Source organism: Salinicola endophyticus (genome assembly GCF_003206575.1).
Classification (GTDB): domain Bacteria; phylum Pseudomonadota; class Gammaproteobacteria; order Pseudomonadales; family Halomonadaceae; genus Salinicola; species Salinicola endophyticus.
Genome location: NZ_PZJO01000004.1, coordinates 79,677 through 102,855 on the forward strand (window position 1 = coordinate 79,677; position 23,179 = coordinate 102,855).

The 23,179-nt window shown below is 66.4% G+C and carries 21 protein-coding genes and 1 riboswitch; of the genes, 16 read left to right on the forward strand and 5 right to left on the reverse strand.

Annotated elements, in window-relative coordinates; all coding sequences use genetic code 11:
* Positions 1-76 precede the first annotated feature (76 nt).
* The 5 genes from DOM66_RS09810 (at position 77) to DOM66_RS09830 (ending at position 5,200) form a co-directional block, all read left to right on the forward strand.
* Positions 77-997, forward strand: coding sequence for a helix-turn-helix domain-containing protein (locus DOM66_RS09810; protein WP_110690009.1), 921 nt, complete (start codon positions 77-79; stop codon positions 995-997).
* Positions 998-1,215: 218 nt separating this feature from the next.
* Positions 1,216-1,902: a 2-dehydro-3-deoxy-6-phosphogalactonate aldolase gene (locus DOM66_RS09815; RefSeq protein WP_110678229.1), complete on the forward strand. Its 687-nt coding sequence runs from the start codon at positions 1,216-1,218 to the stop codon at positions 1,900-1,902.
* Positions 1,899-2,819, forward strand: a complete 921-nt coding sequence (locus DOM66_RS09820; RefSeq protein ID WP_110690010.1) for a 2-dehydro-3-deoxygalactonokinase — start codon at positions 1,899-1,901, stop codon at positions 2,817-2,819. Before DOM66_RS09815 ends, DOM66_RS09820 begins: the two co-directional genes overlap by 4 nt.
* 169 nt (positions 2,820-2,988) lie before the next feature.
* Positions 2,989-3,843 carry an HAD-IIB family hydrolase gene (locus DOM66_RS09825; protein ID WP_110690011.1) on the forward strand — a complete coding sequence of 285 codons (855 nt, stop codon included), beginning with the start codon at positions 2,989-2,991 and terminating at the stop codon, positions 3,841-3,843.
* A gap of 136 nt (positions 3,844-3,979) precedes the next feature.
* Positions 3,980-5,200: a glycosyltransferase family protein gene (locus DOM66_RS09830; protein WP_110678234.1), complete on the forward strand. Its 1,221-nt coding sequence runs from the start codon at positions 3,980-3,982 to the stop codon at positions 5,198-5,200.
* An 81-nt stretch (positions 5,201-5,281) separates the two neighbouring features.
* On the opposite strand, the gene DOM66_RS09835 is transcribed toward DOM66_RS09830, so the two are convergent.
* Positions 5,282-6,754: a GGDEF domain-containing protein gene (locus DOM66_RS09835; RefSeq protein WP_110690012.1), complete on the reverse strand. Its 1,473-nt coding sequence runs from the start codon at positions 6,752-6,754 to the stop codon at positions 5,282-5,284.
* 273 nt (positions 6,755-7,027) lie between these two features.
* On the opposite strand from DOM66_RS09835, the gene DOM66_RS09840 reads away from it, so the two are divergent.
* Positions 7,028-8,224, forward strand: a complete 1,197-nt coding sequence (locus DOM66_RS09840; RefSeq protein ID WP_157959028.1) for an outer membrane protein assembly factor BamB family protein — start codon at positions 7,028-7,030, stop codon at positions 8,222-8,224.
* On the opposite strand, the gene crcB is transcribed toward DOM66_RS09840, so the two are convergent.
* A complete protein-coding gene (gene crcB, locus DOM66_RS09845) occupies positions 8,203-8,580 on the reverse strand; it encodes a fluoride efflux transporter CrcB (RefSeq protein ID WP_110678240.1) in 378 nt (125 codons plus the stop codon). The two genes, DOM66_RS09840 and crcB, sit on opposite strands and share 22 nt — an antisense overlap.
* A 92-nt stretch (positions 8,581-8,672) precedes the next feature.
* Positions 8,673-8,760: riboswitch (Fluoride riboswitch) on the reverse strand.
* Positions 8,761-8,789: 29 nt separating this feature from the next.
* Positions 8,790-10,604, reverse strand: a complete 1,815-nt coding sequence (locus DOM66_RS09850; protein WP_110690014.1) for a sugar phosphorylase — start codon at positions 10,602-10,604, stop codon at positions 8,790-8,792.
* 250 nt (positions 10,605-10,854) lie between these two features.
* Between DOM66_RS09850 and nrdR the strand changes: the two genes are divergently transcribed.
* The 10 genes from nrdR (at position 10,855) to DOM66_RS09900 (ending at position 20,963) form a co-directional block, all read left to right on the forward strand.
* On the forward strand, positions 10,855-11,334 hold the full coding sequence (nrdR, locus tag DOM66_RS09855) for a transcriptional regulator NrdR (RefSeq protein WP_110678244.1): 480 nt from the start codon (positions 10,855-10,857) through the stop codon (positions 11,332-11,334).
* A 141-nt stretch (positions 11,335-11,475) separates the two neighbouring features.
* Positions 11,476-12,582, forward strand: coding sequence for a bifunctional diaminohydroxyphosphoribosylaminopyrimidine deaminase/5-amino-6-(5-phosphoribosylamino)uracil reductase RibD (ribD, locus tag DOM66_RS09860; RefSeq protein WP_245392423.1), 1,107 nt, complete (start codon positions 11,476-11,478; stop codon positions 12,580-12,582).
* A 132-nt stretch (positions 12,583-12,714) separates the two neighbouring features.
* Positions 12,715-13,848 (forward strand): bifunctional 3,4-dihydroxy-2-butanone-4-phosphate synthase/GTP cyclohydrolase II, encoded by a 1,134-nt coding sequence (gene ribBA, locus DOM66_RS09865; RefSeq protein ID WP_110678248.1) that lies wholly within the window; start codon positions 12,715-12,717, stop codon positions 13,846-13,848.
* Positions 13,849-14,089: 241 nt separating this feature from the next.
* Complete coding sequence (ribH, locus tag DOM66_RS09870) at positions 14,090-14,572, forward strand: 6,7-dimethyl-8-ribityllumazine synthase (protein ID WP_035475199.1); 483 nt, start codon at positions 14,090-14,092, stop codon at positions 14,570-14,572.
* Positions 14,569-15,069, forward strand: a complete 501-nt coding sequence (gene nusB / locus DOM66_RS09875) for a transcription antitermination factor NusB (RefSeq protein ID WP_110678250.1) — start codon at positions 14,569-14,571, stop codon at positions 15,067-15,069. Before ribH ends, nusB begins: the two co-directional genes overlap by 4 nt.
* Before the next feature lies 1 nt (position 15,070).
* Positions 15,071-16,039, forward strand: coding sequence for a thiamine-phosphate kinase (gene thiL / locus DOM66_RS09880; RefSeq protein WP_110690016.1), 969 nt, complete (start codon positions 15,071-15,073; stop codon positions 16,037-16,039).
* Complete coding sequence (locus tag DOM66_RS09885; RefSeq protein WP_110678254.1) at positions 16,036-16,509, forward strand: phosphatidylglycerophosphatase A family protein; 474 nt, start codon at positions 16,036-16,038, stop codon at positions 16,507-16,509. Before thiL ends, DOM66_RS09885 begins: the two co-directional genes overlap by 4 nt.
* 191 nt (positions 16,510-16,700) lie before the next feature.
* Positions 16,701-18,023, forward strand: a complete 1,323-nt coding sequence (locus tag DOM66_RS09890; RefSeq protein ID WP_110678256.1) for a DUF945 family protein — start codon at positions 16,701-16,703, stop codon at positions 18,021-18,023.
* A gap of 254 nt (positions 18,024-18,277) precedes the next feature.
* Positions 18,278-20,713 carry an endopeptidase La gene (gene lon, locus DOM66_RS09895; RefSeq protein ID WP_110690017.1) on the forward strand — a complete coding sequence of 812 codons (2,436 nt, stop codon included), beginning with the start codon at positions 18,278-18,280 and terminating at the stop codon, positions 20,711-20,713.
* 52 nt (positions 20,714-20,765) lie between these two features.
* The gene (locus DOM66_RS09900; RefSeq protein ID WP_110690018.1) at positions 20,766-20,963 is read left to right on the forward strand and encodes a hypothetical protein; all 198 of its coding nucleotides are present in this window, start codon (positions 20,766-20,768) and stop codon (positions 20,961-20,963) included.
* A gap of 125 nt (positions 20,964-21,088) precedes the next feature.
* Here DOM66_RS09900 and DOM66_RS09905 read toward each other — a convergent pair whose 3' ends face one another.
* On the reverse strand, positions 21,089-21,745 hold the full coding sequence (locus DOM66_RS09905; RefSeq protein ID WP_110690019.1) for an epoxyqueuosine reductase QueH: 657 nt from the start codon (positions 21,743-21,745) through the stop codon (positions 21,089-21,091).
* A gap of 276 nt (positions 21,746-22,021) precedes the next feature.
* A complete protein-coding gene (locus DOM66_RS09910) occupies positions 22,022-22,786 on the reverse strand; it encodes an SDR family NAD(P)-dependent oxidoreductase (protein WP_110690020.1) in 765 nt (254 codons plus the stop codon).
* Between the last annotated feature and the right edge of the window lie 393 nt (positions 22,787-23,179).

Sequence of the window (23,179 nt, forward strand, 5' to 3'; positions counted from 1 at the left end):
ATGACCGGCTGTCTGCTGTGGGTCATTCATCGATGGACGTCATGCACCGTATTGGCTGACCGAGGCACTGATACCGATGATCGCTGCGCCGCTCAATGATGCTCCGCTGGGTGCCCCTGTCTTCGAAAGCATCAGCCAGGATCCGAAATTCAGCTTCTATTGGCACTGCCACGACTTCCCCGCGCCGCTCGCACGCTGGAATTATCATCCCGAATACGAACTGCATCTCATCCGCTATTCGCAGGGGCACTGTTTCGTCGGCGACTATATCGGTCGCTTCGCGCCGGGCAATCTGGTGCTGGTCGGGCCCAATATTCCGCATGCCTGGTTCAGCGACCCCGATGAAGCCCGGCCGCTGATCGAAGGGCGCGACGTCGTGCTGCAGTTCAAGGGCGAGTGGCTTGAGCACATGATGGTGCTCTGTCCCGAGCTCAATTGCCTGTCGCCGCTGATCGAGGACTCGGCACGGGGCGTGGAGTTCAGCGGTGAGGAAGCGGCCCGCTGCAGTGAATTGCTGATCAAGATGGGGGAGCAGGACAATGCCGGCAGGCTGCTCAGCATGCTGGCGATTCTGCGCAGCCTGTCGCAGAGCGATTATCGGACACTCTCCGGGCGTGGCTATGGCCCCGGGGCCAGCAGTGTCTCCTCGGCGCAGGTCGACGCCGTCCTGCGCTACATCCACGATCACTTCCACGAAGCGCTGCGCATGTCGACGCTGGCCGCCCGGCATGGCATGTCTCCCTCGGGCTTTTCGCGCTTCTTCAAGCAGGCGACGGGGGATACCTTCGTGGCCTTTCTACGGCGAATCCGCATCGGCCATGCCTGCCGACTCCTGCTCGAAGGCAGGCACTCCATCGCCGATATCTGCTTTCAGGTCGGCTACAACAACCTCTCCAATTTCAATCGACACTTTCGTGAACAAAAGGGGATGACCCCCAGCCAGTACCAGCATGAGGCCATGGGCTCGGTGTCGAAGCGCGCCAGACGAATCGCGTGATGGCGCCTGGCGCTGCCGTCTCCACTGGAGGTGGTCGGCTGGTGTCGGATCTTGGGGCGCGCGGACGTCGGGCATGGCCGACCAAAGTATGAAGGCGCCGCGGGGGGGATTGCTGAATCCTATGTACGACATACTAACTGGTATTGTCCTACACGACGCGCTATGCACCGTGTAGGACAATGCCGGCGTGATAACCGGGCGGCAACGAGGAGAGAGAGATGAAAGAGACACGCAAGTTCGCGCTCGAGACGGCGCTGCGCGAGCGCCCGCTGGTGGCGATCCTGCGCGGTATCACGCCGGAAGAGGTCGACGGCGTCTTCGATGCGCTGGTCGCGGCGGGTTTCAAGCTGATCGAGATTCCGCTCAATTCGCCCCGCGCCTGGGAGAGTATCGCGGCCATCAGCAAACGCTGTCCGGCGGATGTGGTGATCGGTGCCGGGACGGTACTGGACCCGGCGGATGCCGAGCGCCTCGCCGGCCTGGACGCGCCACTGCTGATTACCCCCAACAGCGATCCCGAGGTGATCCGTGCCGGGGTCGCTCATGGTCTGGCGCCGATGATCGGCTGCATGACGCCGACCGAGGCACTGGCCGCGGCCAAGGCGGGCGCGACGGCGCTCAAGCTGTTCCCGGCGGCGCGTCTGGGCACTGCCTACTTCAAGGATATCCGCGCCATTCTGCCCAAAGGGCTGCCGGTACTGGCGGTCGGTGGGATCGAGCAGAGCAACATGGCCGAGTGGCATGCCCATGGGGTGGCCGGGTTCGGCTTCGGCAGCAATCTCTACAAGCCCGGGCGCCGTGCCGCGGAGGTGGGCGAGATCGCGCGGGCGCTGGTCGCCGAGTGGCAGCGGCTGCGCGAGGTGGCGCATCAGGCCGAGCAGCTCGAGCGCGAGGCCGACGCATGAGCCAGCGGCTGATCGTCGTCGACTGGGGGACCAGCAACTTCCGCGCCTTTCTGGTCGACGCCGCCAGCGGTCGCACGCTCGATACGCGGCGTTCGAGCTCCGGCCTGCGTGCACTGGCGCGGGAGGAGTTTCCGCACTACTGCGCCGCACAGGTGAGTGACTGGCGCGCCGGCGAGGTGGGCGAGCCGGTGCCGATCTATCTCGCCGGCATGGTCGGTTCGCAGCGTGGTTGGTTCGAGGCACCGCAGCTGGAGCTGCCGGTGACTGCCGCCGATCTCGCCGATCGTGTGGTCGCGGCGCCTGGCCTCGACAACACCTGGATCGTGCCGGGGGTGAAGCAGGTCACGCCGACGCATGTCGACGTCATGCGGGGAGAGGAGGTGCAGGCGTTCGGCGCCCTGGCGCTGGCTGGTGTCGACAACGCCGACTGCTGTCTGCCGGGCACCCACAGCAAGTGGGCGCGCCTCGAACAGGGGCGTCTGACCGACTTCACCACACTGATGACCGGCGAGCTCTACCATGCAGTGCGTTTCCATACTCTCCCGGGGGAACCTGCCCGCGACGACGCGGCGTTCGATGCTGCCGCGTTCGAGCTGGGTCTCTCCCGCGCCGGCCACGCCGGCGGTGTGCTGCACGCCCTGTTCGAAGGGCGCAGCCGGCATCTCTATGCCGGCCTGTCCGCAGCCCAGGTGGGCAGCTTTCTCTCCGGGGTGCTGATCGGCGAGGAGGTGCACGCCATGCGCGTGGCCCGGCCGGGTCTCGAGCGGGTCCTGCTGGTCGGCGCCGAGAGCCTGCGTCAGAGCTATACCCTGGCGCTGGCGCAGGCGGGGCTGACGGTCGAGGCGATCGACAGTGACGCCGCCACCATTGCCGGTGTACTCGCCATTGCGGCGCGGCACGCGCGGCGCCGAGCCTGATTCGCACCATCGCGGTGCATTGTCCTGAGATGCGGGGCGCGAAAGTGCCCCATTCTGCGTCACCGCAGCCCGGATGGTGCCGTGCCGCTGGTGTTGGCACGATCCGTGCTACCTTCAAGCGGTAGGGTCACCGAGGTTGACCGATCGTGAACGCGGATAGGGGGATGCGATGAGTGACGCGACTGGCGGGCCGCAGCGGCCCCCCCTGCTGGTTTTCACCGATCTCGATGGATCGCTGCTCGATCATCACAGTTACGACTGGCAGCCCGCCGCGCCCTGGCTCGAACGCCTGGCGGCGGCCGGGGTGCCGGTGATTCCCACCACCAGCAAGACCCGCGCAGAGCTGCTGGCACTGCGCCGGGAGCTGGCACTCGAACATACCCCCTTCATCGCCGAGAACGGCGCCGTCATCGGCCTGCCGCCGGCCTGGCAACATGCACGCCTGGATCGCGATCCGGCCTCGCCGAAGGGGCTGGTGGTGAAGACCCCGAGCCTGGATGTCGATTTCATCCGCAGGCGCCTGGACGTGGTGCGCGAGCGCCTGGGGCTGCGGTTCCGGCGCATGGGCGAGATGACGGTCGAGGAGGTGCGCGAACTGACCGCGCTCAGCGCCGAAGGCGCACGCCAGGCGATGGCGCGCGAAGGCAGTGAGCCGCTGGTGTGGGAAGACGATGACACCCAACTGCAACGGCTGCGTGAGACGCTCCACAGCGACGGTCTGCAGCTCACCCGCGGCGGTCGCTTCTGGCATGTGATGGGGGCGGTCGACAAGGGGCATGCGGTGCGCTGGTTGTTGGCGCGCTTCGAGGCGCTGCGTGGCCACCGCCCGCCGACACTGGGGCTCGGCGACGGGCCCAACGATCTGACGCTGCTCGCCGCCACCGACATGGCGGTGATCATCAGGGCGGATCACGGCCAGCCAATGTCGCTGACCCATGCGCGGCTCTATCGCACCCAGGCGCCGGGCCCGCAGGGTTGGGCCGAAGGGCTCGCCCACTGGTGGGAGCGGCAGGCGCCAGCGTGAACTGCCGAGAACGCTCGGTCGCCCCTGCGCGTAGGCCGACACCGGTTCGGCGTGCCCCGAGATTGGCTTCTCGAGCGTCTCCGGCGACCGGTTCGACGGGTCTATTTCAGCGCTTTCATAATAACGAGGACGTGGCATGAGCGATTTCTACCAGAACGGTATCATCACCAACTTCCACAACCTCACCCGACGTTCGGTAGAGGCGCTGGAGAACGACCTCAAGGGCTTCTCGCGCCAGCGCCCGATGGGGTTGATCCTGCCGTCGCTCTACTCGGAGCTGGAGGGGCCGGCGCTGTCGCATATCGTCGATGAGCTGTGTCAGGTTCCCTATCTCAGCGAGATCGTGATCGGGCTCGACCGCGCCGATCGCGAGCAGTTTCTCAAGGCGCGGGAGTTCTTTGCCCGCCTGCCGCAGCATCACCGCATCCTGTGGAACGACGGCCCGCGACTGCGGGCGCTGCACCAGGAGCTGGCGGCGGAGGGGTTGGCACCGCTGGAGCCGGGCAAGGGCTGCAACGTCTGGTACTGCTCGGGCTATGTGCGCGCCTCCGGCAAGGCGGAGGCGGTGGCGCTGCACGACTGCGATATCGTCACCTACGATCGCGGGCTGCTGGCGCGGCTGATCTATCCGGTGGCCAATCCGCGCTTTCACTACGAATTCTGCAAGGGCTACTACTCGCGGATTGCTGCCGGCAAACTGAACGGCCGGGTCTCGCGGCTGATGGTCACGCCGTTGATCCGTGCCTTCAAGATGATCTACGGCCCGCTGCCCTATCTCGACTACCTCGACAGCTACCGTTACCCGCTCTCCGGTGAGTTCTCGATGCGTGCCGACGTGCTCGACGGGATCCGCATCCCCAGCGACTGGGGCCTGGAGATCGGGGTGCTGTCGGAGGTGCATCGCAACTTCTCGACCAAGCGGTTGTGTCAGGTGGATATCGCCGACGCCTATGACCACAAGCATCAGCCGATCTCCGAGGCGGACCCGAGCGGCGGGCTCAACCGCATGAGCATGGACATCGCCAAGGCGATGTACCGCAAGCTGGCGACCCTGGGCGTGGAGATGAGCGTCGAGAGCTTCCGTACCGTCAAGGCCACCTATTACCGCACCGCGCTGGATCTGATCGAGGCCTATGATCATGACGCAGCGATGAACGGGCTCAAGCTCGACCGCCACAGCGAGGAGGCGGCGGTGGAGCTGTTCGCCGACAACATCATGCAGGCCGGCGCGGCGTTTTTCGAATCCCCCCGCGACAAGCCGTTCATTCCCAGCTGGAACCGGGTCCAGGCGGCGATCCCCGACCTCCAGGACCGGCTCTTCGAAGCCGTCGAGCGTGACAATGCCGGCGACGTGTGAATAACACGACGTCTGAGAGCGGCGGGAGTGGACGCTGGCGGGGGATGCGCGATCCGTCGTGCATGGCAGGCCGCGGCAGGCTCAACCGTTGGCGGCGGTCGGCGGGATGTCGGCTTGACGATGTCGACTGCGCTTGGCCTGCAGCAGCGCCAGGTCGGCACGGCGAAAGGCCAGGGTGAGGGTGTCGTCCGCCCTCAGCTCGGCGATACCGATGGTCGCCGAGAGCGGGTGCTGGGTGCCCGGCACCCTCAGGCCTGCTATGTGATGTTTCAACCTGGCACTCGTCTCGCGCGCGGTGTCGAGATCGCTGTTCACCAGCAGCAGAAACTCGTCGCCGCCGAAGCGCCCGAACAGTTGGTGCGGTGCCAACCTGCCCATCACGGCATGGCATAACAGCATCAGGGTCTGATCGCCGACGTCGTGGCCGTGGTCGTCGTTGATCCGCTTGAAGTGATCCATGTCCAGCACCAGCAGCGCCAGTGGCCGGCCGCTACGCCGGGCTTCGGCATGCATCTGCTCTGCCTTGTCGAAGAAGGCGCGCCGGGTGAAGACGCCGGTGAGTGGATCGCGCGCTGCCAATTCGCTGAGCTGGCGGTTGCGCGCCGCCAGCGCCGGGACGGCAAAGCCGAAATAGCCGCTGGTGGCGATCACGCAGATCGCGAACTGATAGGTCATCGACTGCTCGACCAGACTCAGCTCGGCCACCCACAGTGCGGTCGTCAGAGCGAACAAGGCCAGGCTCAGTGCGCTGCGAAAGGCGCTCTCCGTATACACGATCCACATCAGCGGGATGATCAGAAAGAACACCGCGAAGGCGACGTCGGGGCCGTGCGTCTTGGCATCGACGAGGGTCACGCCGCTGAGCAGGAGCAGGCACAGCAGCAGCTTGCCGATGAAGGTCGCACTCGGACGACGGGGCAACTGGAAATCGAGCCCACCGAGCCAGGCCGAGATGGCGACGTAGCGCCAGCTCAGTACGGCCAGGAACAGCGGTGCGAGAACGATGACGCCCGCCATGTCGCCGATCCACCAGGGAAGCCAGATCGAATCCAGTTCGGTCCAGTCCAGCAGGCCTGTCATCTCCAGCGAGAGGATGCCGGTGAGGGTGGCGGCCAGCGCCGAGAGACAGGCGGTCACGAGAAACAGCGGCACCAGGGTTGGGGTGGTGATCTCGGCCTGCCGATGGAGCGCGCTTCTGAGTGCCCAGGCGCCGAGGCCATAGGCGCTGCAGTGAGCGAGACCGAAGGCCAGGCCTGCCGTCAGCAGCTCTTGCGTGCTCTGGTGCATGACGTAGAGCTGGTCGACCCAGAAGGTGGCCAGCAGACAACTGACGAGCAGGCTGGGTAGCGCACGCCAGCCAAGTACGATCAAGGCGGCGAAGCTCAGGCCGGCCGGCGGAAACCAGAGGCTGGCATGCGGGGCATACTCCATCAGCGCCGAGAGCCGCCACAGGGCAAGCCACGCCAGCACCAGCAGGAGGTGGCGGAGCCCCTGGCGGACGATGCGGGAAACGAGTCGCCAGCATCTTGGCGTTGCGTTCGACAGTAACCGCATGCGTCACCTTACCTTGGCGCTCTGCCGATTCGTGGCGGCTGGACCGTTACACTATATCCATTGTGTTAATGAAAGTTAAATAAGGTAAGGCCATAAGGCCGATAGTCAGGGCGCTCAAGGGTTCTGTCACGATCTCCCCAGAGCGCTGGCGACGTCGCTCGGTTACGCGTAGGGTGGAGTCGAGCACCGGCGCAAAGCCACAGAGACCGGTGACAATAACGCCAACAATGACCCTACGCAGGGCCACGTCCTATCCCCGAGAGGAGATTCGCCGTGCCTGATGCATCTTTCGACCCGCACGCGCTGACACCTGCGCAAGAGGTCTCGCCAGAGGTCGCGTCACCCACGCCCACCGGCCGTCGCGGCGTACCGTCGCCAGACAGGGGGGCGATGTGCTCTCCGGCAGCGAGTGTGCTCGATGTCGGACACACCGCGCCGTTCGCGCTGGCAGCACCCGATGACCGCATCAGCGTCTATGCGTCCTGGGCCGAGATTCCTTGGCATGGCGCGCGGGCGCCGTGCTCGCCGCGCTTCGACACCTCGGCGCCGGGATACCTGCAGCGGCGCGAATCTGTCTCCGGTGCGCTACTCTGGCAGCTCGATGTTCCCGACTGGGCGCGTGCGCGTATCATCACCACGCCGGCCGTGGGCGTGGCTGCTTATACCGACCGACCTCTCCCAGCGTCTTCTTCCCACTGCGGGGAGATGACGCCTGCCAGTGGTCTGCTCGCCTTCGATCTGCATAGCGGTGCGCCGCTGTGGCATCAGCGCTATGCCGGCGGTGGTCTGCCGTTTCCGCTGCTGCACGCCGGCGAGGTCTATGTCGGTGGCGGCGATCGCGCCATCCACGCCCTGTCGCTGCACGATGGCCACCAGACCGGATGCATCGGCATGGGGGCGCCGGTGGATCTGGCCACGGCGCTGCTCGACGATCAAGGGCGGCTGTTCCTGGGTGACACCGAACCGGCCCGGCTCTTGCGTATCGACCCCCTGACGCGCGCGGTGCTGTGGATGGCCGAGCTGCCCGAGGCCGTCGCCGCCAGCCCTGGGGCGCCTCCGGCGGTGGAGGCGGAGCGCGTGGCGATGACCCTGGCGGTGCGCGATATCGGTGCGACGCGGGTCACGCTGTGCCTGTTCGGCTTCGATGCGGCGAGCGGCGAGCGCGTCTGGGAGGTGACGCTGGGCGAGCATGACGCGACCCATCCTCCCGCGCTGGCGGCGCCGCTGGCGGACAGCGAACGCTTCTACGTCATCAGCGCGCGTGGCGAGCTGGTAGTGATCGATGCGCTGGAGGGCCGCGAACGCCAGCGCCTGGCGCTGGGTGACCCTGCACTGGCGGCAGCCAGCCTCGAGCGTATCGGCGATCACCTGGTGATCACGGCGCCGGGCGGTAACGTTCAGGTGGTGCCGCTGGCACTGCTCGCGCGAGGGCCTTGGATGAGTCGGACTCAATGGCGTAGCCAGCCATAGCAGGCGATGCCCAGCAGGGTCATCGCGAAGGAGCCGAGCACGTGCACCAGGGTGCCGGTGATGGCCCACAGCCAGCGTCCGCCTTGAATGGCGGTGACCATCTCGGCGGAGAAGGTAGAGAAGGTGGTCAGTGCGCCGAGCAGGCCTGTGACTGCAAACAGTTTCCACTCGACGCTGAGCGACGAGTCCTGGAAGAAGCTCAGGGCCATGCCGATCAGCCACGCCCCCAGCAGGTTGGCGATCAGCGTGCCCGGGGGAATGTGCAGGAAGTAGCCATTGTAGTGCGCGCCCAGCCACCAGCGCAGATTGGCGCCAATGGCGGCGCCCAGACTGATGGCGGCGATCGAAATCCACATGTGTTGCGCTCCTCGTCGATCTCGGCAGACGAAAAGTATCCTGCGGGCGGTAGGCGCGGGAGCGTGAAGCCTGCGCAGGACACACCTCGGGTGCGTTGGCAGGCATCATCAGCGGACTGCGGTTCGCGGCCGGGGCGGCGGATCCCATGCCGCGGGAGGAATGCCATCTCCCGGGGGCTACTCTAGCCAGCCGTGACAGCCGCGGCAAGTCACGGCTGGACCAGCCACAGGCTACGGTAGGGTCGCAGGATCTCGCGCTCTTCGGGGTGCGGATTCCAGCGTTTGCCATCCTTCAGCACGTCGTACCACTCGCCGCTCGCCAGCGCCTCGATCTCCAGCGGCTGACGCTTGTCGCTGATGTTGTAGATCGCCAGCAGCCGGCGGCCGCTGGCAAGCGGGCCGCGCTCGATGGCAAACAGTCCTGGCCCGGTGTCGAGCACGCGCTGCGGCGCCTCGGGGTGGAAGCAGGGCTCGCTGGCGCGGATATTGAGCCGGCGCTTGAGCGAGGTGAAGGCTTCGCGGGTGGGCGTGCTGCGGCTGTCGATCAGCTCGTCGAGCTCCTCCTTGACCCAGTGATGGCGGTTGATCGAGCGCAGCCGACCGCTGCGCTCGACGCCCTCGTGATCATTGAGCGTCGCGGTCAGCGAGTGCAGATAGACCCCTGGGATGCCCTGCAGCGCGAGCATCAGGTTCTGGCTGCACAGAAAGCGCTCGACCTGCCACGCATCGGGACCGCGGCGGGTGCCCTTCATGGCGTCGAAGTAAGTGATGTTGATCTCGTAGGGCGAGTCGCTGCCATCGGCGTTGGTCTTCATGCTGACGTAGCCGCCGAAGCGGTGCATCAGTTCGAGCAGAAGCGAGACCTCATGGGGCGGCAGCAGCCCCTCCAGCGCGCGCACCCCGATGCCGTCGTGGCTGGCGGTGAAGTTGAAGTAGGTGCAGCCGGCGGGCAGCGGCGGCAGCGAGCGTGCCCAGTCCGCCAGCGCGCTGGCATCGCCGCTGGTCAGGGTATGCAGCAGCAGCGGCGGCAGCGTGAACTGATAGATCATGTGGGCTTCGTCGGGCGTCGCCGTGTCGCTGGCGGGAGCGTCGTCGCTCTCGGCGGCCGATGCGTCAGCCGGCATGCTCTCCAGGCCGAAGTAGCTCATGTTCTCGGCGTGGGGCACGTTGGTTTCGGTGATCAGCAGCGTGCCCGGTGCCACGTAATCGAGGATCGCCCGCAGCAGGCGGACGATGGCGTGGGTCTGCGGCAGATGGATACAGCGGGTGCCGACCTCTTTCCACAGATAGGCGATGGCATCGAGACGGATGATCCGCGCTCCCTGCTGGACATAGAACAGCAGGATGCCGACGAACTCGAGCAGTACGTCCGGGTTGGCGAAGTTGAGGTCGATCTGGTCCTCGGAGAAGGTCGCCCACAGGTGGCGCGTGCCGCGTCGGGTCGAGACCGGCACCAGCAGCGGCGAACTGCGCGGGCGAGTGACCTGGGAGAGATCGGTCTGCGGGTCCATCTCGATGAAGTAGTCGCGCCCGGGCTGGGTACCCGCCAGATAGTCGGTGAACCACAGCGAGTCGCGTGAGACATGGTTGATCACCAGATCCACCATCAGATCGCTGCGTGAGGACAGGCGTCGGATGTCCTGCCACTCGCCCAGTTTGGGGTCGACCTCGCGGTAGTGGATCACCGCGAACCCATCATCGCTGCTCCAGGGGAAGAAAGGCAGGATGTGCAGGCCGCTGAAAACGCCGTTGAGACGGGTGGCGAGAAAGTCGTCGAGCACTTCCAGCGGCGGACGCTCACCGTCGATCAGGCTGTCACCGTAAGTGATCAGGATCTGGTCGCGTTCGCTCCAGGTTGGACGCGGCTGGTGGTCGAGTGCACCGTCGTGGTGCGCCAGCAGGGTGGTCAGGCGCCGCAGGACCTCGTCCCGACGCGGTCCGTAGACCTCCTCGAGCCTGGCGCCGGCGCGGGCGAGAAAGGCGTCTTCGGACAGGGCAGGGTAGTTGGCGGCGCGACTGGGCATGGGCGGTTCCTGACGTGACGGCGAAACGGGTCCTTGACGTTATCCTTGCAGAACTCGGGCCAACAGGGAAAGAAACATGAAAATCACCGTGTTTCCGGTATCTTGTGCAAACCGTTACACTGCGCGGATAAGCCGATGACGGATGCCAGCCGCGCCCGGCACGTCTGCCATCACCGATGGATAGTCTACAGTCGATAGTCAAAGTCGCGGACAGGCCCCGGCGCTGTCCGCGCCGACGAGTGAACCACCGATGCATTGTCCTTTTTGCGGTACCCACGATACCAAGGTGACCGACTCGCGCCTGGTCGCCGAGGGGGATCAGGTGCGTCGGCGTCGCCAGTGTGCCGCCTGCGGTGAGCGCTTCACCACCTACGAGACCGCTGAGCTGGTGATGCCCCGTGTGATCAAGGCGGACGGCTCGCGCGAGAGTTTCGACGAGCAGAAGATGCGCGCCGGCATGTCGCTGGCACTGGAGAAGCGCCCGGTCAGCGTCGAGTCGTTCGAGGCGGCGGTGGAGCGTATCCGCCAGCGTCTGCGCGCGCGCGGTGACCGTGAGGTGGAAGCGCGGGAGGTCGGCGAGGAGGTGATGGAGATGCTCAAGCGGCTCGATCACGTGGCCTATATCCGTTTCGCCTCGGTCTATCGCCGCTTTCAGGATCTCGATGAGTTCCGCGCCGAGATCGACCGCCTGGCCCAGGAGCCGAAGTCGCCGAGCGACGCCAAGCGCTGATCGATCCTCCCCGACCACCCTGGCCGGCAGCGGCTGCCGGCCTCGCTACTTCCGCGAGAAATGCCGATGTCCGATGCCCCCTCTGTCACGCCCTCCGATCTCGAGCCAGCCGATCCCGCCGAGGCGGCGGATATCGCCTGGATGAGTCGTGCTCTGCGCCTGGCGCGGCGCGGCCACTACACCTGTGACCCCAATCCGCGGGTCGGCTGCGTGATCGTCAACGCTGGCAAGAGGGTGGGCGAGGGTTTTCATCGCCGCGCCGGTGAGGCCCACGCCGAGATCAATGCCCTCGCCGAGGCCGGTGAGGCCGCCCGTGGTGCCACGGCTTACGTCACCCTGGAACCCTGCTCGCACACCGGGCGCACCGGCCCCTGCAGCCAGGCGCTGATCGCGGCCGGGGTGGCGCGGGTGGTGGCGGCGATGGAGGACCCCAACCCGGCGGTCTCCGGGCGCGGCTTCGCCCAGCTGCGCGAGGCCGGCATCGCGGTGGAGGTGGGTCTGCTCGAACCGTCGGCGCAGGCACTCAACCCGGGGTTCGTGCGGCGCATGCAGCAGGGGCTGCCGCGGGTCACGCTGAAGATGGCAATGAGCCTGGATGGGCGTACCGCCATGGCCAGCGGCGAGTCGCAGTGGATCACCGGACCCGCGGCGCGGCGCCAGGTCCAGCGTCTGCGCGCCGGTGCCAGTGCGATTCTCACCGGGGTCGAGTCGATCATTTTCGACGATGCCCGGCTCACCTTGCGTGCCGATCAGCTCGAGCTCGACGAGGCTGACGAGATCGTGCGCCGCCAGCCGCTGCGGGTGGTGCTCGACAGCCATCTGCGCCTGCCGCTGGCGGCGGCTTGCCTGAGCCAGCCGGGGCGCACCCTGGTGCTCACCGTCGCCGGCGCTGAAGACGCCCGGAGTGAACGTCTCGAAGCCGCCGGGGCGGAAGTGGTGACGCTACCTGCCGACCGCGCCGGGCGGGTCGACGTCGAGGCGGCGCTGCGCCATCTGGCGACCCGGGAAGCGTGCAACGAGGTGCTGGTGGAAACCGGCGCCACCCTGGCCGGCGCGCTGCTCGATGCCGGCTGGATCGATCGTCTCGAGCTGTTCGTGGCGCCGACGCTGCTGGGCAGTGGCGCGCGCCCGCTGTTCGCGCTGCCCGGGATCGACAGCATGCAGCAGCAGCGTCGGCTCGAGATCGACGAGATCCGTGCCGTGGGCGACGACTGGTGGATCCGGGCGCGGCCGCGGGCACGCGACTGAGCCCTGGCGTCGCCTCTCGGCGACGGCGTTGCGACGCGACGACAGTAGCGTCGGCGCCGCCCGACAGGTAGTCTGTGCCGTCATCGAACCCAAGCGCGCGGCGCGCACGATCAAGGTGATGGCGATAGAGCTATGACGACAGGGGAATCGGGCCGGCTGGCCAGCATCGAGGCGCTCGTCGAAGACATTCGGCAGGGCAAGATGGTCATCCTGATGGATGACGAGGATCGCGAGAACGAAGGCGATATCATCATGGCCGCCGAGTGCGTCGAGGCGAGCCACATCAATTTCATGGCGCGCCACGCGCGTGGCCTGATCTGTCAGCCGATGACCCGGGAGCGCTGTCAGCAGCTCAAGCTGCCGTTGATGGTCGACGCCAACGGCTCCGGCTACGGCACCAAGTTCACGCTCTCGATCGAGGCCGCCAGTGGCGTCTCCACCGGTATCTCCGCCGCTGACCGCGCGCTCACCGTGCGGGCCGCCGCGGCGCGTGATGCGCGTCCCGAGGACCTGGTCCAGCCGGGCCATATCTTTCCGCTGATGGCCGAGCCGGGCGGCGTGCTGCGGCGTGCCGGCCATACCGAGGCGGCCTGTGACCTGGCGGCAATGGCCGGCTTCGAGCCCACCGGGGTGATCTGCGAGATCATGAACGACGACGGCAGCATGTCGCGGCGCCCCGAGCTCGAGCGCTTCGCCGCCGAGCATGACATCAAGATCGGCACCATCGCCGATCTGATCCACTACCGCATGCTCAACGAGCGTACGGTGGATGCCGTCGAACGTCAGAGTGTCACCACCGCCTTTGGCGAGATGGCACTGCACGTCTTCCACGACCGGATTCAGCACACCCACCATCTGGCCCTGGTCAAGGGCGAGCCCGAGACATCGCGGCCGACCACGGTGCGGGTACATGCCGGCGACACCCTGGGTGACCTGCTGGCGCTGTGCAAGGGCGACGGGCACTGGACCGCCTATACCGCGCTGGAAGCGGTCAGCCAGGCCGAGGCCGGGGTCTTCGTGCTGCTCGACGATGCCAGCCCGCGTGGCGATCTCAAGACCCAGCTCGATGTGCTGCTGGGGCACCGCCCGGCGCCGCGCTCCAGCGCCGCCGATGGCAGCGGCAATTTCCTGTCGATCGGCACCGGCGCGCAGATCCTGCGTCAGCTCGGCGTCGGCAAGATGCGCCTGCTGAGCTCGCCTTGGCGCTTCTCGGCGCTCTCCGGGTTCGACCTCGAGGTGGTCGAGCTGGTCAGCGGTGACGCCTGAATCCATGGCGTGCATGGCGACACTGGCCGTGCTGCCCCGGCGGATGACGTCCGGGGCGATGCCGCCGCCGCGCATGTCGCCCGCTGGCGTCGAGCCATGCCCGCGTCGGCCGGGACATGGTAAGATGGCCGGCTTCGCGCGCCGAGCGCCTCGTTCTGGCGCCGGCCACTCACTCTTTTTTAGCGTACGCCTGAGGGGATTCCCCGATCCGCTCCAGGCGCAGTGACTCCGGAACCCGACAATGCAACCGATCGCGCAACTGGAAGGTCAGTTCACCGATGTCGATGGGCGCTACGCCATCGTCGTCGGCCGTTTCAATCATCATGTCGTCGACAGTCTCGTCGAAGGGGCGGTCGACAGCCTGATGCGTCACGGCGTGAGTGAAGAGAACATCGAGCTGATCCATGTGCCCGGCGCGTGGGAACTGCCGCTGGCGGTCAAGCGTGTGCTCACGGTGTCGCGCCCGGATGCGGTGATTGCCCTTGGGGCGGTGATCCGCGGTGGCACGCCGCACTTCGAATATGTCGCCGGCAACTGCAACTCGTCGCTCTCTGCGCTGCAGCTGGCCCACGACACGCCCATCGCCAACGGCGTCCTGACGGTCAACTCGATCGATCAGGCGATCGAGCGCGCCGGCACCAAGGCCGGCAACAAGGGCACCGAGGCGGCGATGGCGGCGATGGAGATGGTCTCGCTGCTCAAGCGTCTGGGAGGTGAGGCATGAGCGCGCCGTCGCGTCAGCCGAGCAAGGCCCAGGAGTCGCGCCGTGCGGCTCGCGAGCTGGCCGTGCAGGGGCTCTACCAGTGGCAGATGACCGGCAAGTCGATCAGCGCGGTGGAAGCCGAATTTCGCGCCCAGATCGCCGACGAGGATCTCGAGGATCACGAGAACTGGCACAAGGTGATGGAGATCGCTGACGCCGCCCTGTTCCATGACCTGCTGCACAACGCCGCCGACCACCAGCGCGAGCTCGATGCCGCCATCGCACCGCTGCTCGACCGTCGGCTGGAAGATCTCGACCGCATCGAGCTGGCGATCCTGCGGCTGGGCGCCTACGAACTGTCGCGGCGCCCGGAGGTACCCTATCGCGTGGTGATCAACGAAGGGGTAGAGCTGGCCAAGATCTTTGGCGCCACCGATGGCCACAAGTACGTCAACGGCATCCTCGACAAGCTGGCCTCGCGCCTGCGGGGTGCCGAGGTCGCTGCTCGCCGCCGTTGACATGAGCCGCGCTGCGTTGAGCGAATTCGCGTTGATCGCCCGCTATCTGGCGCGCCCCGCCAGCGGCCGGGCGGATATCGTCGTCGATAACGGTGACGACTGCGCGGTGATCGCCCCGACCTCTGGCCATCAGCTGGCGATCAGCGTCGATACTTCGGTGGTGGACGTGCATTTTCCCGCCGCTGCGCCGCCGGCGGCGATCGGTCACCGCGCGCTGGCAGTGGCGCTGAGTGACCTGGCGGCGATGGGCGCGCGGGCACGCTGGTGCACCCTGGCGCTGACCCTGCCGGAGATCGATCCCGACTGGCTCGCTGGCCTAGGCGAGGGCTTTCACGCCCTTGCCGAGCGCTGCGGCTGTGCGCTGATCGGCGGTGACGTGACCCGCGGTAGCCTGAGCCTCAGCGTGACCGTCCATGGCGAGCTGCCTACGGGCAGCGCGCTGACCCGCGCTGGCGCACAGGTCGGCGACTGGATCGCGGTGACCGGCTATCCGGGGCGGGCGGCCGAGGGGCTGGCCCGCTGGCAGCAGGGCGAGCGCGATCTGGCGCACCCGCTGCTCGATGCCTACCTGCGGCCGCAGCCACGGCTGGCGGCCGGCGAGGCGCTGCGTGGGCTGGCCAGTGCGGCCATCGACGTCTCCGACGGGCTGCTGGCGGATCTCGGCCATCTGCTGCGTGCCTCCGGCGTAGGTGCGCAGCTCGATCTGGAGGCGCTGCCGTTGGCGACACCGCTACGTGCCACCCTGGACAGCGACCAGGTCCAGCGCCGCGTGCTCGCCGGCGGTGACGACTACGAGCTGCTGGTGACACTGCCGCCGGCAGCGCTGGCGACAGCGCAGCAGCAGCTCGCCGCGCTGCATCTACCGCTGACGCCGATCGGCCGCATCGTCGCCGGCGAGGGCGTCGGTGGACTGCCCGAGGCGTTTGTCGGGCTTGGCGGCTGGGATCATTTCGCGGAGAGACGCGCATGAACCGGGCCCCCAAGAGCGTCTGGCGTCGCCCCACCCACTTCCTGGCCTTCGGGCTCGGCAGTGGCGCCGTTCCCTTCGCACCGGGCACCTTCGGGACCCTGGCGGCGATCCCGTTCTACTGGCTGCTCTCGGGGCTGCCGCTGGGGCTTTACCTGGGGGTGATGGGGATCACCACGCTGCTCGGCATCTGGCTGTGTGGCAAGACCTCGCGGGATCTCGGCGTGCACGATCACTCCGGTATCGTGTGGGATGAGTTCGTCGGCTACTGGCTGACCATGGCCGCAGTACCGTTCTCATGGGAATCGGCGCTCTGGGGGTTCGTGGTGTTTCGGGTGTTCGACATCATCAAGCCGTGGCCGATTCGCTGGGTCGACCGCCGCGTGGCCGGGGGAATCGGCATCATGTTCGACGACATCCTGGCCGCGGTCTATGCCTGGAGCGTGATGCACCTTTGGTTCTGGTTGCACTGAAAGCGCGGCGTGCTGGATGTCGAACACAGCCTGGGTCGGCGCCGCCGAGTCGATACTGACAGCGACCTCCTCAACAGCTGACAGACTGCAATAAATGAGCGGCGCCCCGGGTTGCGTGCAAGGCCTGAGAAGGTGCCGCCGAGTCGGGATCTACAGCGACTCCCTCAATCAACTCTGACAAGGAGCGCGGAATGCGCAAGTGGATCGGCGTGGGTGCCGCTATCGTGATCGTCGTGGGCGGGGGCTATCTCGGCGCCCAGGCCTACTCCAGCCATCGCTTCGAGCAGGAGATGTCGCAGCTCGTGGCGCGCCTGGACGCCAGTCCGCAGTGGCAGGTCGAGCGCAAAGATGTGGATAGTGGCTGGTTCCATTCCAGTGGCCGCGTAGAGGCACGCTACCTCGACGACGAGATCGAGCCGCTGGTGGTCGAGGCGCCCTACCAGGCCGACCACGGGCTGTTCGAGACCAGCTTCTCCGGCGAGGGGCAGGTGCATATCGGCGATGACCGCACGCTGTTCGGCGATCTGCTCGAGAGCGAAGGGCCGCTGACCTGGAATGGCCGCTTCCTGACCCGTGAGCAGCGCATGGAGGTCGCCGTCGCACTGCCCGGCTTCTCCCAGCAGTGGACAGTGCCGGCCGGTGAGATTGGCGGCGAGTTCCGCCCGGCGCGGCCGATGCAGGTCGACTTTAGCGGTCTGACGCTCAATCTTGAGCAGCACGGGGATCGGGTCACCCTGAATGGCCAGGCGCCGCGGCTGCAGCTGCAGGATGACCAGGCCAACATGCTGCTGGAGAACGTGGCCATCGAGGGCGCCTTCCAGGGCGACCGCCAGGCCTTCGATCAGTCGCTCGCGGTCACCCTGCCCACCGTCACCGTCGTTTCGCCGGATGGCGCCAAGCTGGTGTCGCACGACTCGCGCTACGCCCTCAAGGCCAAGCTCGACGCCAAAGAGATGACGATGCATCTCGAAACCCGGCTCGGCGACGCGACGATGGATGATCAACAGCTCGGCAGTGGTGAGCTGGCGATGACCCTGGATCATATCGATGGCGATGCCTATCGCGCCCTGGCGGCGGCGCTCGAAGCGCACACCAGCGAGATCCAGGCGGCCGCGGCCTCCGACGATCAGGCGGCGATGGCGCAGTCGCTGGCACCGCTCGAGCCACAGGTGGCAGCGATCCTGGCCGGTTCACCGCGCTGGGCCGTGGACAAGCTGGCGTTGAAGAGCCCGCTGATGGGCATCGACATGCAGGGCAGTGGTGAGCTCAAGTTCGACGGTGATGGGATGGATGACTGGAATCTCGATGCCATGGACTCCGAGGTGCTCGGTCGCGAAGTTCTCGAACGCCTCGTCGGTCACTTCGAACTCAAGGGCGCGCCACCGATCCTGCTGATGTCGCTGGGTCTGCCGATGAGCGGTGGTCCGCTGCGCGTCGCACTCGAGGATGGCGTGATGACCCTCAATGACCAGAGTGTGCCGCTGGTACCGGGCGCCACACCCGCTCAGCCGTAAGCGCCTGGCGCCCCGATCCGGGGGCGCGGCGTCGATACCCCTGCGAAGGCCGAGCCGCGTGCTCGGCCTTCGTGTTTCCGCCGCTGACGCTGGGGCAGCAGGGCGCCGGCCGTCTCCCTGGCGGCGGGCGTCTCGCCTCTATCGACTACCGAACAGGAGCGGCGTGGGCGGGGTGTCCACTTGAACTCGCGTGCCGCTGCCCACATCCCACAGATATCGGGCCGCTTTGGCCATGGACGGATACAGGATGAACGATGAGCGAACACGATTGGAACGCCGATAGCCACATCGACGTGGGCGGCGACGCGACCCAGGGCGACGAGACGCCGCAGCAGGGGCCGTCGGCCAGCGGTGCCGTGGTGCCGTCGGGCGACTACCTGCCGGAGCGCATCTACCTGCTGCCGATTCACAACCGCCCGTTCTTTCCGGCTCAGGTGCAGCCGCTGATCATCCAGCGTCAGCGTTGGGAGGAGACCATGCAGCGGGTCGCCAACACCCCGCATCACATGGTCGGTGTCGCCTTCATCGGCGATGTCAGCATGGAGGAGCTGAGCCCCGGTAGCTTCCCTGAGATCGGTACCGCGGTGAAGGTGCACCGTACCCAGAGCGAAGAGCATCAGATCCAGTTCATCGCCCAGGGCATGCGGCGTTTCCGGATCCATCGCTGGCTCTCCAAGACCCCGCCCTATCTGGTCGAGGTCTCCTATCCGCGGGAGCCGGTCGATGCCGAGGCCGAAGAGGCGCGTGCCTATGCCATGTCGCTGATCAATGGCATCAAGGAGCTGCTGCCGATCAATCCGCTCTACGGTGAGGAGCTGAAGAGCTATCTCAATCGCTTCAGTCCCCACGAGCCGGGCCCGCTGACCGACTTCGCCGCGGCGATCACCTCGGCCAAGGGGCGTGAACTGCAGCAGGTGCTGGAAACGCTGCCGATCATGGATCGCATGCAGCGGGTGCTGCCGCTGTTGCGCAAGGAGATCGAGGTCGCTCAGCTGCAGAATCAGATCAGCGAGCAGGTCAACTCGCAGATGCAGGAGCGCCAGCGCGAGTTCTTCCTGCGTGAGCAGCTCAAGGTGATCCAGAAAGAGCTGGGCATCTCCAAGGATGACCGCGAAAGCGACGTCGACACCTTCCGCGGGCGTCTGGAGCACCTGCAGGTACCGGAGCGGGTGCAGACGCGCATCGACGATGAGCTCGACAAGCTCTCGATGCTCGAGACCGGCTCGCCGGAGTATGGCACCACGCGTAACTACCTCGACTGGCTCACCTCGCTGCCCTGGGGAATCACCTCCGAGGATCAGCTCGACCTCAAGCGCGCCCGTGAGGTGCTCGACCGCGACCACGACGGTCTGGCCGACGTCAAGGAGCGCATCATCGAGTTCCTCGCCGAGGGCTCGTTCAAGGGGGACGTAGGGGGCTCGATCGTGCTGCTGGTCGGCCCGCCGGGGGTCGGCAAGACCTCGGTCGGGCGCTCCATCGCGGAAGCCTTGGGGCGTGAGTTCTACCGCTTCTCGGTCGGCGGCATGCGCGACGAGGCGGAGATCAAGGGCCACCGGCGCACCTATATCGGCGCCATGCCCGGCAAACTGGCCCAGGCGCTCAAGGAGGTCGAGGTCGAGAATCCGGTGATCATGCTCGACGAGATCGACAAGATGGGGCAGTCGTTCCAGGGTGATCCGGCATCGGCGCTGCTGGAGGTGCTCGACCCCGAGCAGAACGTCGACTTCCTCGATCACTATCTCGACGTGCGCCTGGATCTCTCCAAGGTGCTGTTCGTGTGTACCGCCAACCAGCTCGATACCATCCCCGGGCCGCTGCTCGACCGCATGGAGCAGATTCGCCTCTCCGGCTATATCGCCGAGGAGAAGGTGGCGATCGCCAAGCACCATCTGTGGCCGAAACTGTTGAAGCGCGATCGTATTCCCAAGAAGCGCATCAATCTGACCGACGCCGCGCTCAAGCAGGTGATCGAAGGCTATGCCCGGGAAGCCGGGGTGCGCCAGCTGGAGAAGCAGCTCCACCGCATCGTGCGCAAGGCCGCGGTCAAGCTGCTGGAGCAGGATCAGGAGACGGTCAAGGTCTCGGTCAACAACCTCGAGGAGTTCCTCGGCGCACCGCTGTTCCGCAAGGAGAAGGTGCTCAAGGGCGTGGGGGTGGTCACGGGCCTGGCGTGGACCGCCATGGGCGGCGCCACGTTGCCCATCGAGGCGACCAAGGTGCATGCGCTGACGCGCGGCTTCAAGCTCACCGGCAAGCTCGGTGAGGTGATGCAGGAGTCGGCCAATATCGCCTACAGCTACACCCTGGGGCATCTGGGCGAGTACGGCGCCGATGCCGACTTCTTCAACGAGGCCTTCATCCATGTCCACGTGCCCGAGGGGGCCACGCCCAAGGATGGCCCCTCGGCCGGCGTGACCATGACCACGGCACTGATGTCGTTGGCGAAGAATCAGAGCATCGACCGGCCGCTGGCGATGACCGGCGAGCTGACCCTGACCGGCCAGGTGCTGCCGGTGGGCGGTATCCGCGAGAAGGTGATCGCCGCACGGCGCAGCGAGATCTTCGAGCTGATCCTGCCGGAGGCCAACCAGCGCGATTACGACGAGCTACCTGACTACCTCAAGGCAGGCATGACGGTGCATTTCGCCAAGGTCTATCAGGATGTCGCCAAGGTGGTGTTCGGGCGCTGACAAGCGCCCGCACTGCTAGACTCTGAATGACCGTGACACTTGAGGAACGACCATGACCCATCTCTCTCGCCGCTATCGCTACGCCACCCAGGTCGTCTGGGCCATGCTGGCCATGGCGCTGCTGAGCGCGTGCAGCTATCACCCGGCGCGAATCGAGCCGAAGCCGGCGGTGATCATCGGCGATGGCGATCATGGCCACGGCAACGGCAATTTCTGCCCGCCGGGTCAGGCCAAGAAGGGCAACTGCTGACCCGAGCACCGGTCTCTTGGCAGGTGTGCGGCGGCGCCTTGGCGCCGCCGCTTTTCGTGGATCGATGAGCCGCGTCCCGCGTTTCCGACTCATCCTCCTCCGCTCCTGCTCGTCATCCCCCGTCTTTAATCATCATCCCCATAGTACTGCACGCCGAGCTGGATCAGCTCTCGGCCCTGAGCCTTGCGATGCAGGTTGGTGTCGCGCAGCGAATAGACGCAGCCGCAGTACTCCTGCTGATAGAAGCGCTCGCGCTTGCTGATCTCGATCATGCGCTGCGAGCCGCCTTTCTTGCGCCAGTTGTAGTCCCAGTAGGCCATGCCCTTGTACGGGGCGGCGGCGCGATGGCCGCAGTCGTTGATCTGCGCCATGTTCTTCCAGCGTGAGATGCCCAGGGAGCTGGAGATGAGCGAATAGCCGTGCTCATGGGCATAGAGCGCGGTGCGCTCGAAACGCATGTCGAAGCACATGGTGCAGCGAATGCCGCGCTCCGGTTCGTACTCCATGCCCTTGGCGCGGGCGAACCAGTTGTCGGTGTCGTAGTCGGCGTCGATGAAGGCGATGCCGTTCTCCTCGGCAAAGCGGATGTTCTCCTCCTTGCGCAGCAGATACTCCTTCTTGGGATGGATATTGGGGTTGTAGAAGAAGATCGCGTAGTCGATGCCGGAGGCCTGCAGCGCCTCCATCACCTCGCCGGAGCAGGGCGCGCAGCAGGAGTGGAGCAGCAGCTTGTCGTGGCCTGAAGGCAGCGTCAGCGTGTCGCGTTGGTCGAGGGTGGACATGGTGAAACCGGGTCGTAGAGAGAGGGGAGTCGTCAGATCGAGATGGTGAGTCGCCGCCGGGGCCGCGTCAATGTCGACCCGCGTTAATGCTGCGCCGCCCGCCGGGCGGCGCGAGGGGACAGCCGCGCGTCAGGAAAGCGCTGAATAAATCGCCGAACGAGATGAAGGGCAAGGCGCACGGAACGCAGAAAGCGAGACATAACGTGGGGTTAGGCGAGCTTTCGAGTACCGCGCAACGTGGCCATTCGCTCGTGCAGGCATTTATGCAGTGGTTCCTCAGTCGCGGTCGATGGTCAGGCCGCCCCAGGACTGGCACACCGGCATCAGTTCCAGGCGGTTGATGTTGAGATGCGCCGGCAGGGTCGCGGCGTGGAAGACCTGTTCGGCCACATCCTCCGGCTGGATCGGCTCGACCCCGCCGTAGAGGTTGTCATGGGCGTTCTGGTCGCCCTTCATGCGGACCAGGGTGAATTCGGTTTCGGCCATGCCCGGGGCGATGTCGGTGACGCGCACGCCGGTGCCCTTGAGATCGCAGCGCAGGTTGTAGGAGAACTGGTTGACGAAGGCCTTGGAAGCGCCATAGACGTGGCTGCCGGGGTAGGGCCACAGGGCCGCGGTGGAGCTGATGTTGATGATCGCGGCGCCGCGGCCGACTTCGATCAGTGTCGGCAGCAACAGCCGCGTGACATTGACCAGGCCGGTGATGTTGGTGTCGATGACCGTCTGCCAGTCATCCAGATTGGCTTCCTGGGCGGGGCCGGCACCCAGTGCCAGACCGGCGTTGTTGACCAGTACCTTGACCGCCTTGAACGGCTCGGGCAGGGCGTCGATCACCTGGGCGACTGCGTCACGCTCGCGCACGTCGAGGGTGGCGATATGCACCGGCACCTTGTCGGCCAGGTGCTGCTCCACCTCCTCGAGCCGCTCGCGACGGCGGCCGGTGAGCACCAGTGCCCAGCCGGCCTCGGCGAAGCGCTCGGCGCAGGCGCGGCCGAAGCCGGAGGTGGCACCGGTGATGAAAGCGACGGGGGGTTGGCTCATGTTGACTCCTTGAACGGTCGACTTATCGACAATGAGTCGGCGGCGCGGCGGCCGACGCTGGATAGCACCTCAAAATAGCACCTCAAGATAGCGGGACGCTTGGGCCGGGGAAAGGGGTAGCGGCGTTGTCGGTGATCGCCGACAGGTCGTTGGGCTTTGTGTAAAACCCGGTGATTCCCGGTCGCTATATACGCGCTGCTTTGCAGTTTGATTACACTTTGAGGGTGCGCTGGGGCACAATCCCTGCCGCCGTGCACGCACGCCGACCGACGCCCCCGGCAAGAGTCCTCTAGAGACTCGTCCGTTCATCGCTGACTCCGACCTCTACCCGATCATCTCCGGCGCTCGCTTGGATCACCGTGTCGCATTTCGCTCCCTTTCCGACGAAGGGGA

Bases quoted from the DNA above. Each gene is read 5' to 3' on its own strand.
- DOM66_RS09905 (WP_110690019.1), bottom strand. From the start codon at position 21,745: ATGTCCACCCTCGACCAACGCGACACGCTGACGCTGCCTTCAGGCCAC.
- DOM66_RS09900 (WP_110690018.1), top strand. From the start codon at position 20,766: ATGACCCATCTCTCTCGCCGCTATCGCTACGCCACCCAGGTCGTCTGG.
- ribD (WP_245392423.1), top strand. From the start codon at position 11,476: ATGAGTCGTGCTCTGCGCCTGGCGCGGCGCGGCCACTACACCTGTGAC.
- DOM66_RS09850 (WP_110690014.1), bottom strand. From the start codon at position 10,604: ATGCCCAGTCGCGCCGCCAACTACCCTGCCCTGTCCGAAGACGCCTTT.
- DOM66_RS09815 (WP_110678229.1), top strand. From the start codon at position 1,216: ATGAAAGAGACACGCAAGTTCGCGCTCGAGACGGCGCTGCGCGAGCGC.
- DOM66_RS09820 (WP_110690010.1), top strand. From the start codon at position 1,899: ATGAGCCAGCGGCTGATCGTCGTCGACTGGGGGACCAGCAACTTCCGC.
- lon (WP_110690017.1), top strand. From the start codon at position 18,278: ATGAGCGAACACGATTGGAACGCCGATAGCCACATCGACGTGGGCGGC.
- nrdR (WP_110678244.1), top strand. From the start codon at position 10,855: ATGCATTGTCCTTTTTGCGGTACCCACGATACCAAGGTGACCGACTCG.
- ribBA (WP_110678248.1), top strand. From the start codon at position 12,715: ATGACGACAGGGGAATCGGGCCGGCTGGCCAGCATCGAGGCGCTCGTC.
- crcB (WP_110678240.1), bottom strand. From the start codon at position 8,580: ATGTGGATTTCGATCGCCGCCATCAGTCTGGGCGCCGCCATTGGCGCC.
- ribH (WP_035475199.1), top strand. From the start codon at position 14,090: ATGCAACCGATCGCGCAACTGGAAGGTCAGTTCACCGATGTCGATGGG.
- DOM66_RS09835 (WP_110690012.1), bottom strand. From the start codon at position 6,754: ATGCGGTTACTGTCGAACGCAACGCCAAGATGCTGGCGACTCGTTTCC.
- DOM66_RS09810 (WP_110690009.1), top strand. From the start codon at position 77: ATGATCGCTGCGCCGCTCAATGATGCTCCGCTGGGTGCCCCTGTCTTC.
- DOM66_RS09825 (WP_110690011.1), top strand. From the start codon at position 2,989: ATGAGTGACGCGACTGGCGGGCCGCAGCGGCCCCCCCTGCTGGTTTTC.
- DOM66_RS09910 (WP_110690020.1), bottom strand. From the start codon at position 22,786: ATGAGCCAACCCCCCGTCGCTTTCATCACCGGTGCCACCTCCGGCTTC.
- DOM66_RS09885 (WP_110678254.1), top strand. From the start codon at position 16,036: ATGAACCGGGCCCCCAAGAGCGTCTGGCGTCGCCCCACCCACTTCCTG.
- nusB (WP_110678250.1), top strand. From the start codon at position 14,569: ATGAGCGCGCCGTCGCGTCAGCCGAGCAAGGCCCAGGAGTCGCGCCGT.
- thiL (WP_110690016.1), top strand. From the start codon at position 15,071: ATGAGCCGCGCTGCGTTGAGCGAATTCGCGTTGATCGCCCGCTATCTG.
- DOM66_RS09830 (WP_110678234.1), top strand. From the start codon at position 3,980: ATGAGCGATTTCTACCAGAACGGTATCATCACCAACTTCCACAACCTC.
- DOM66_RS09890 (WP_110678256.1), top strand. From the start codon at position 16,701: ATGCGCAAGTGGATCGGCGTGGGTGCCGCTATCGTGATCGTCGTGGGC.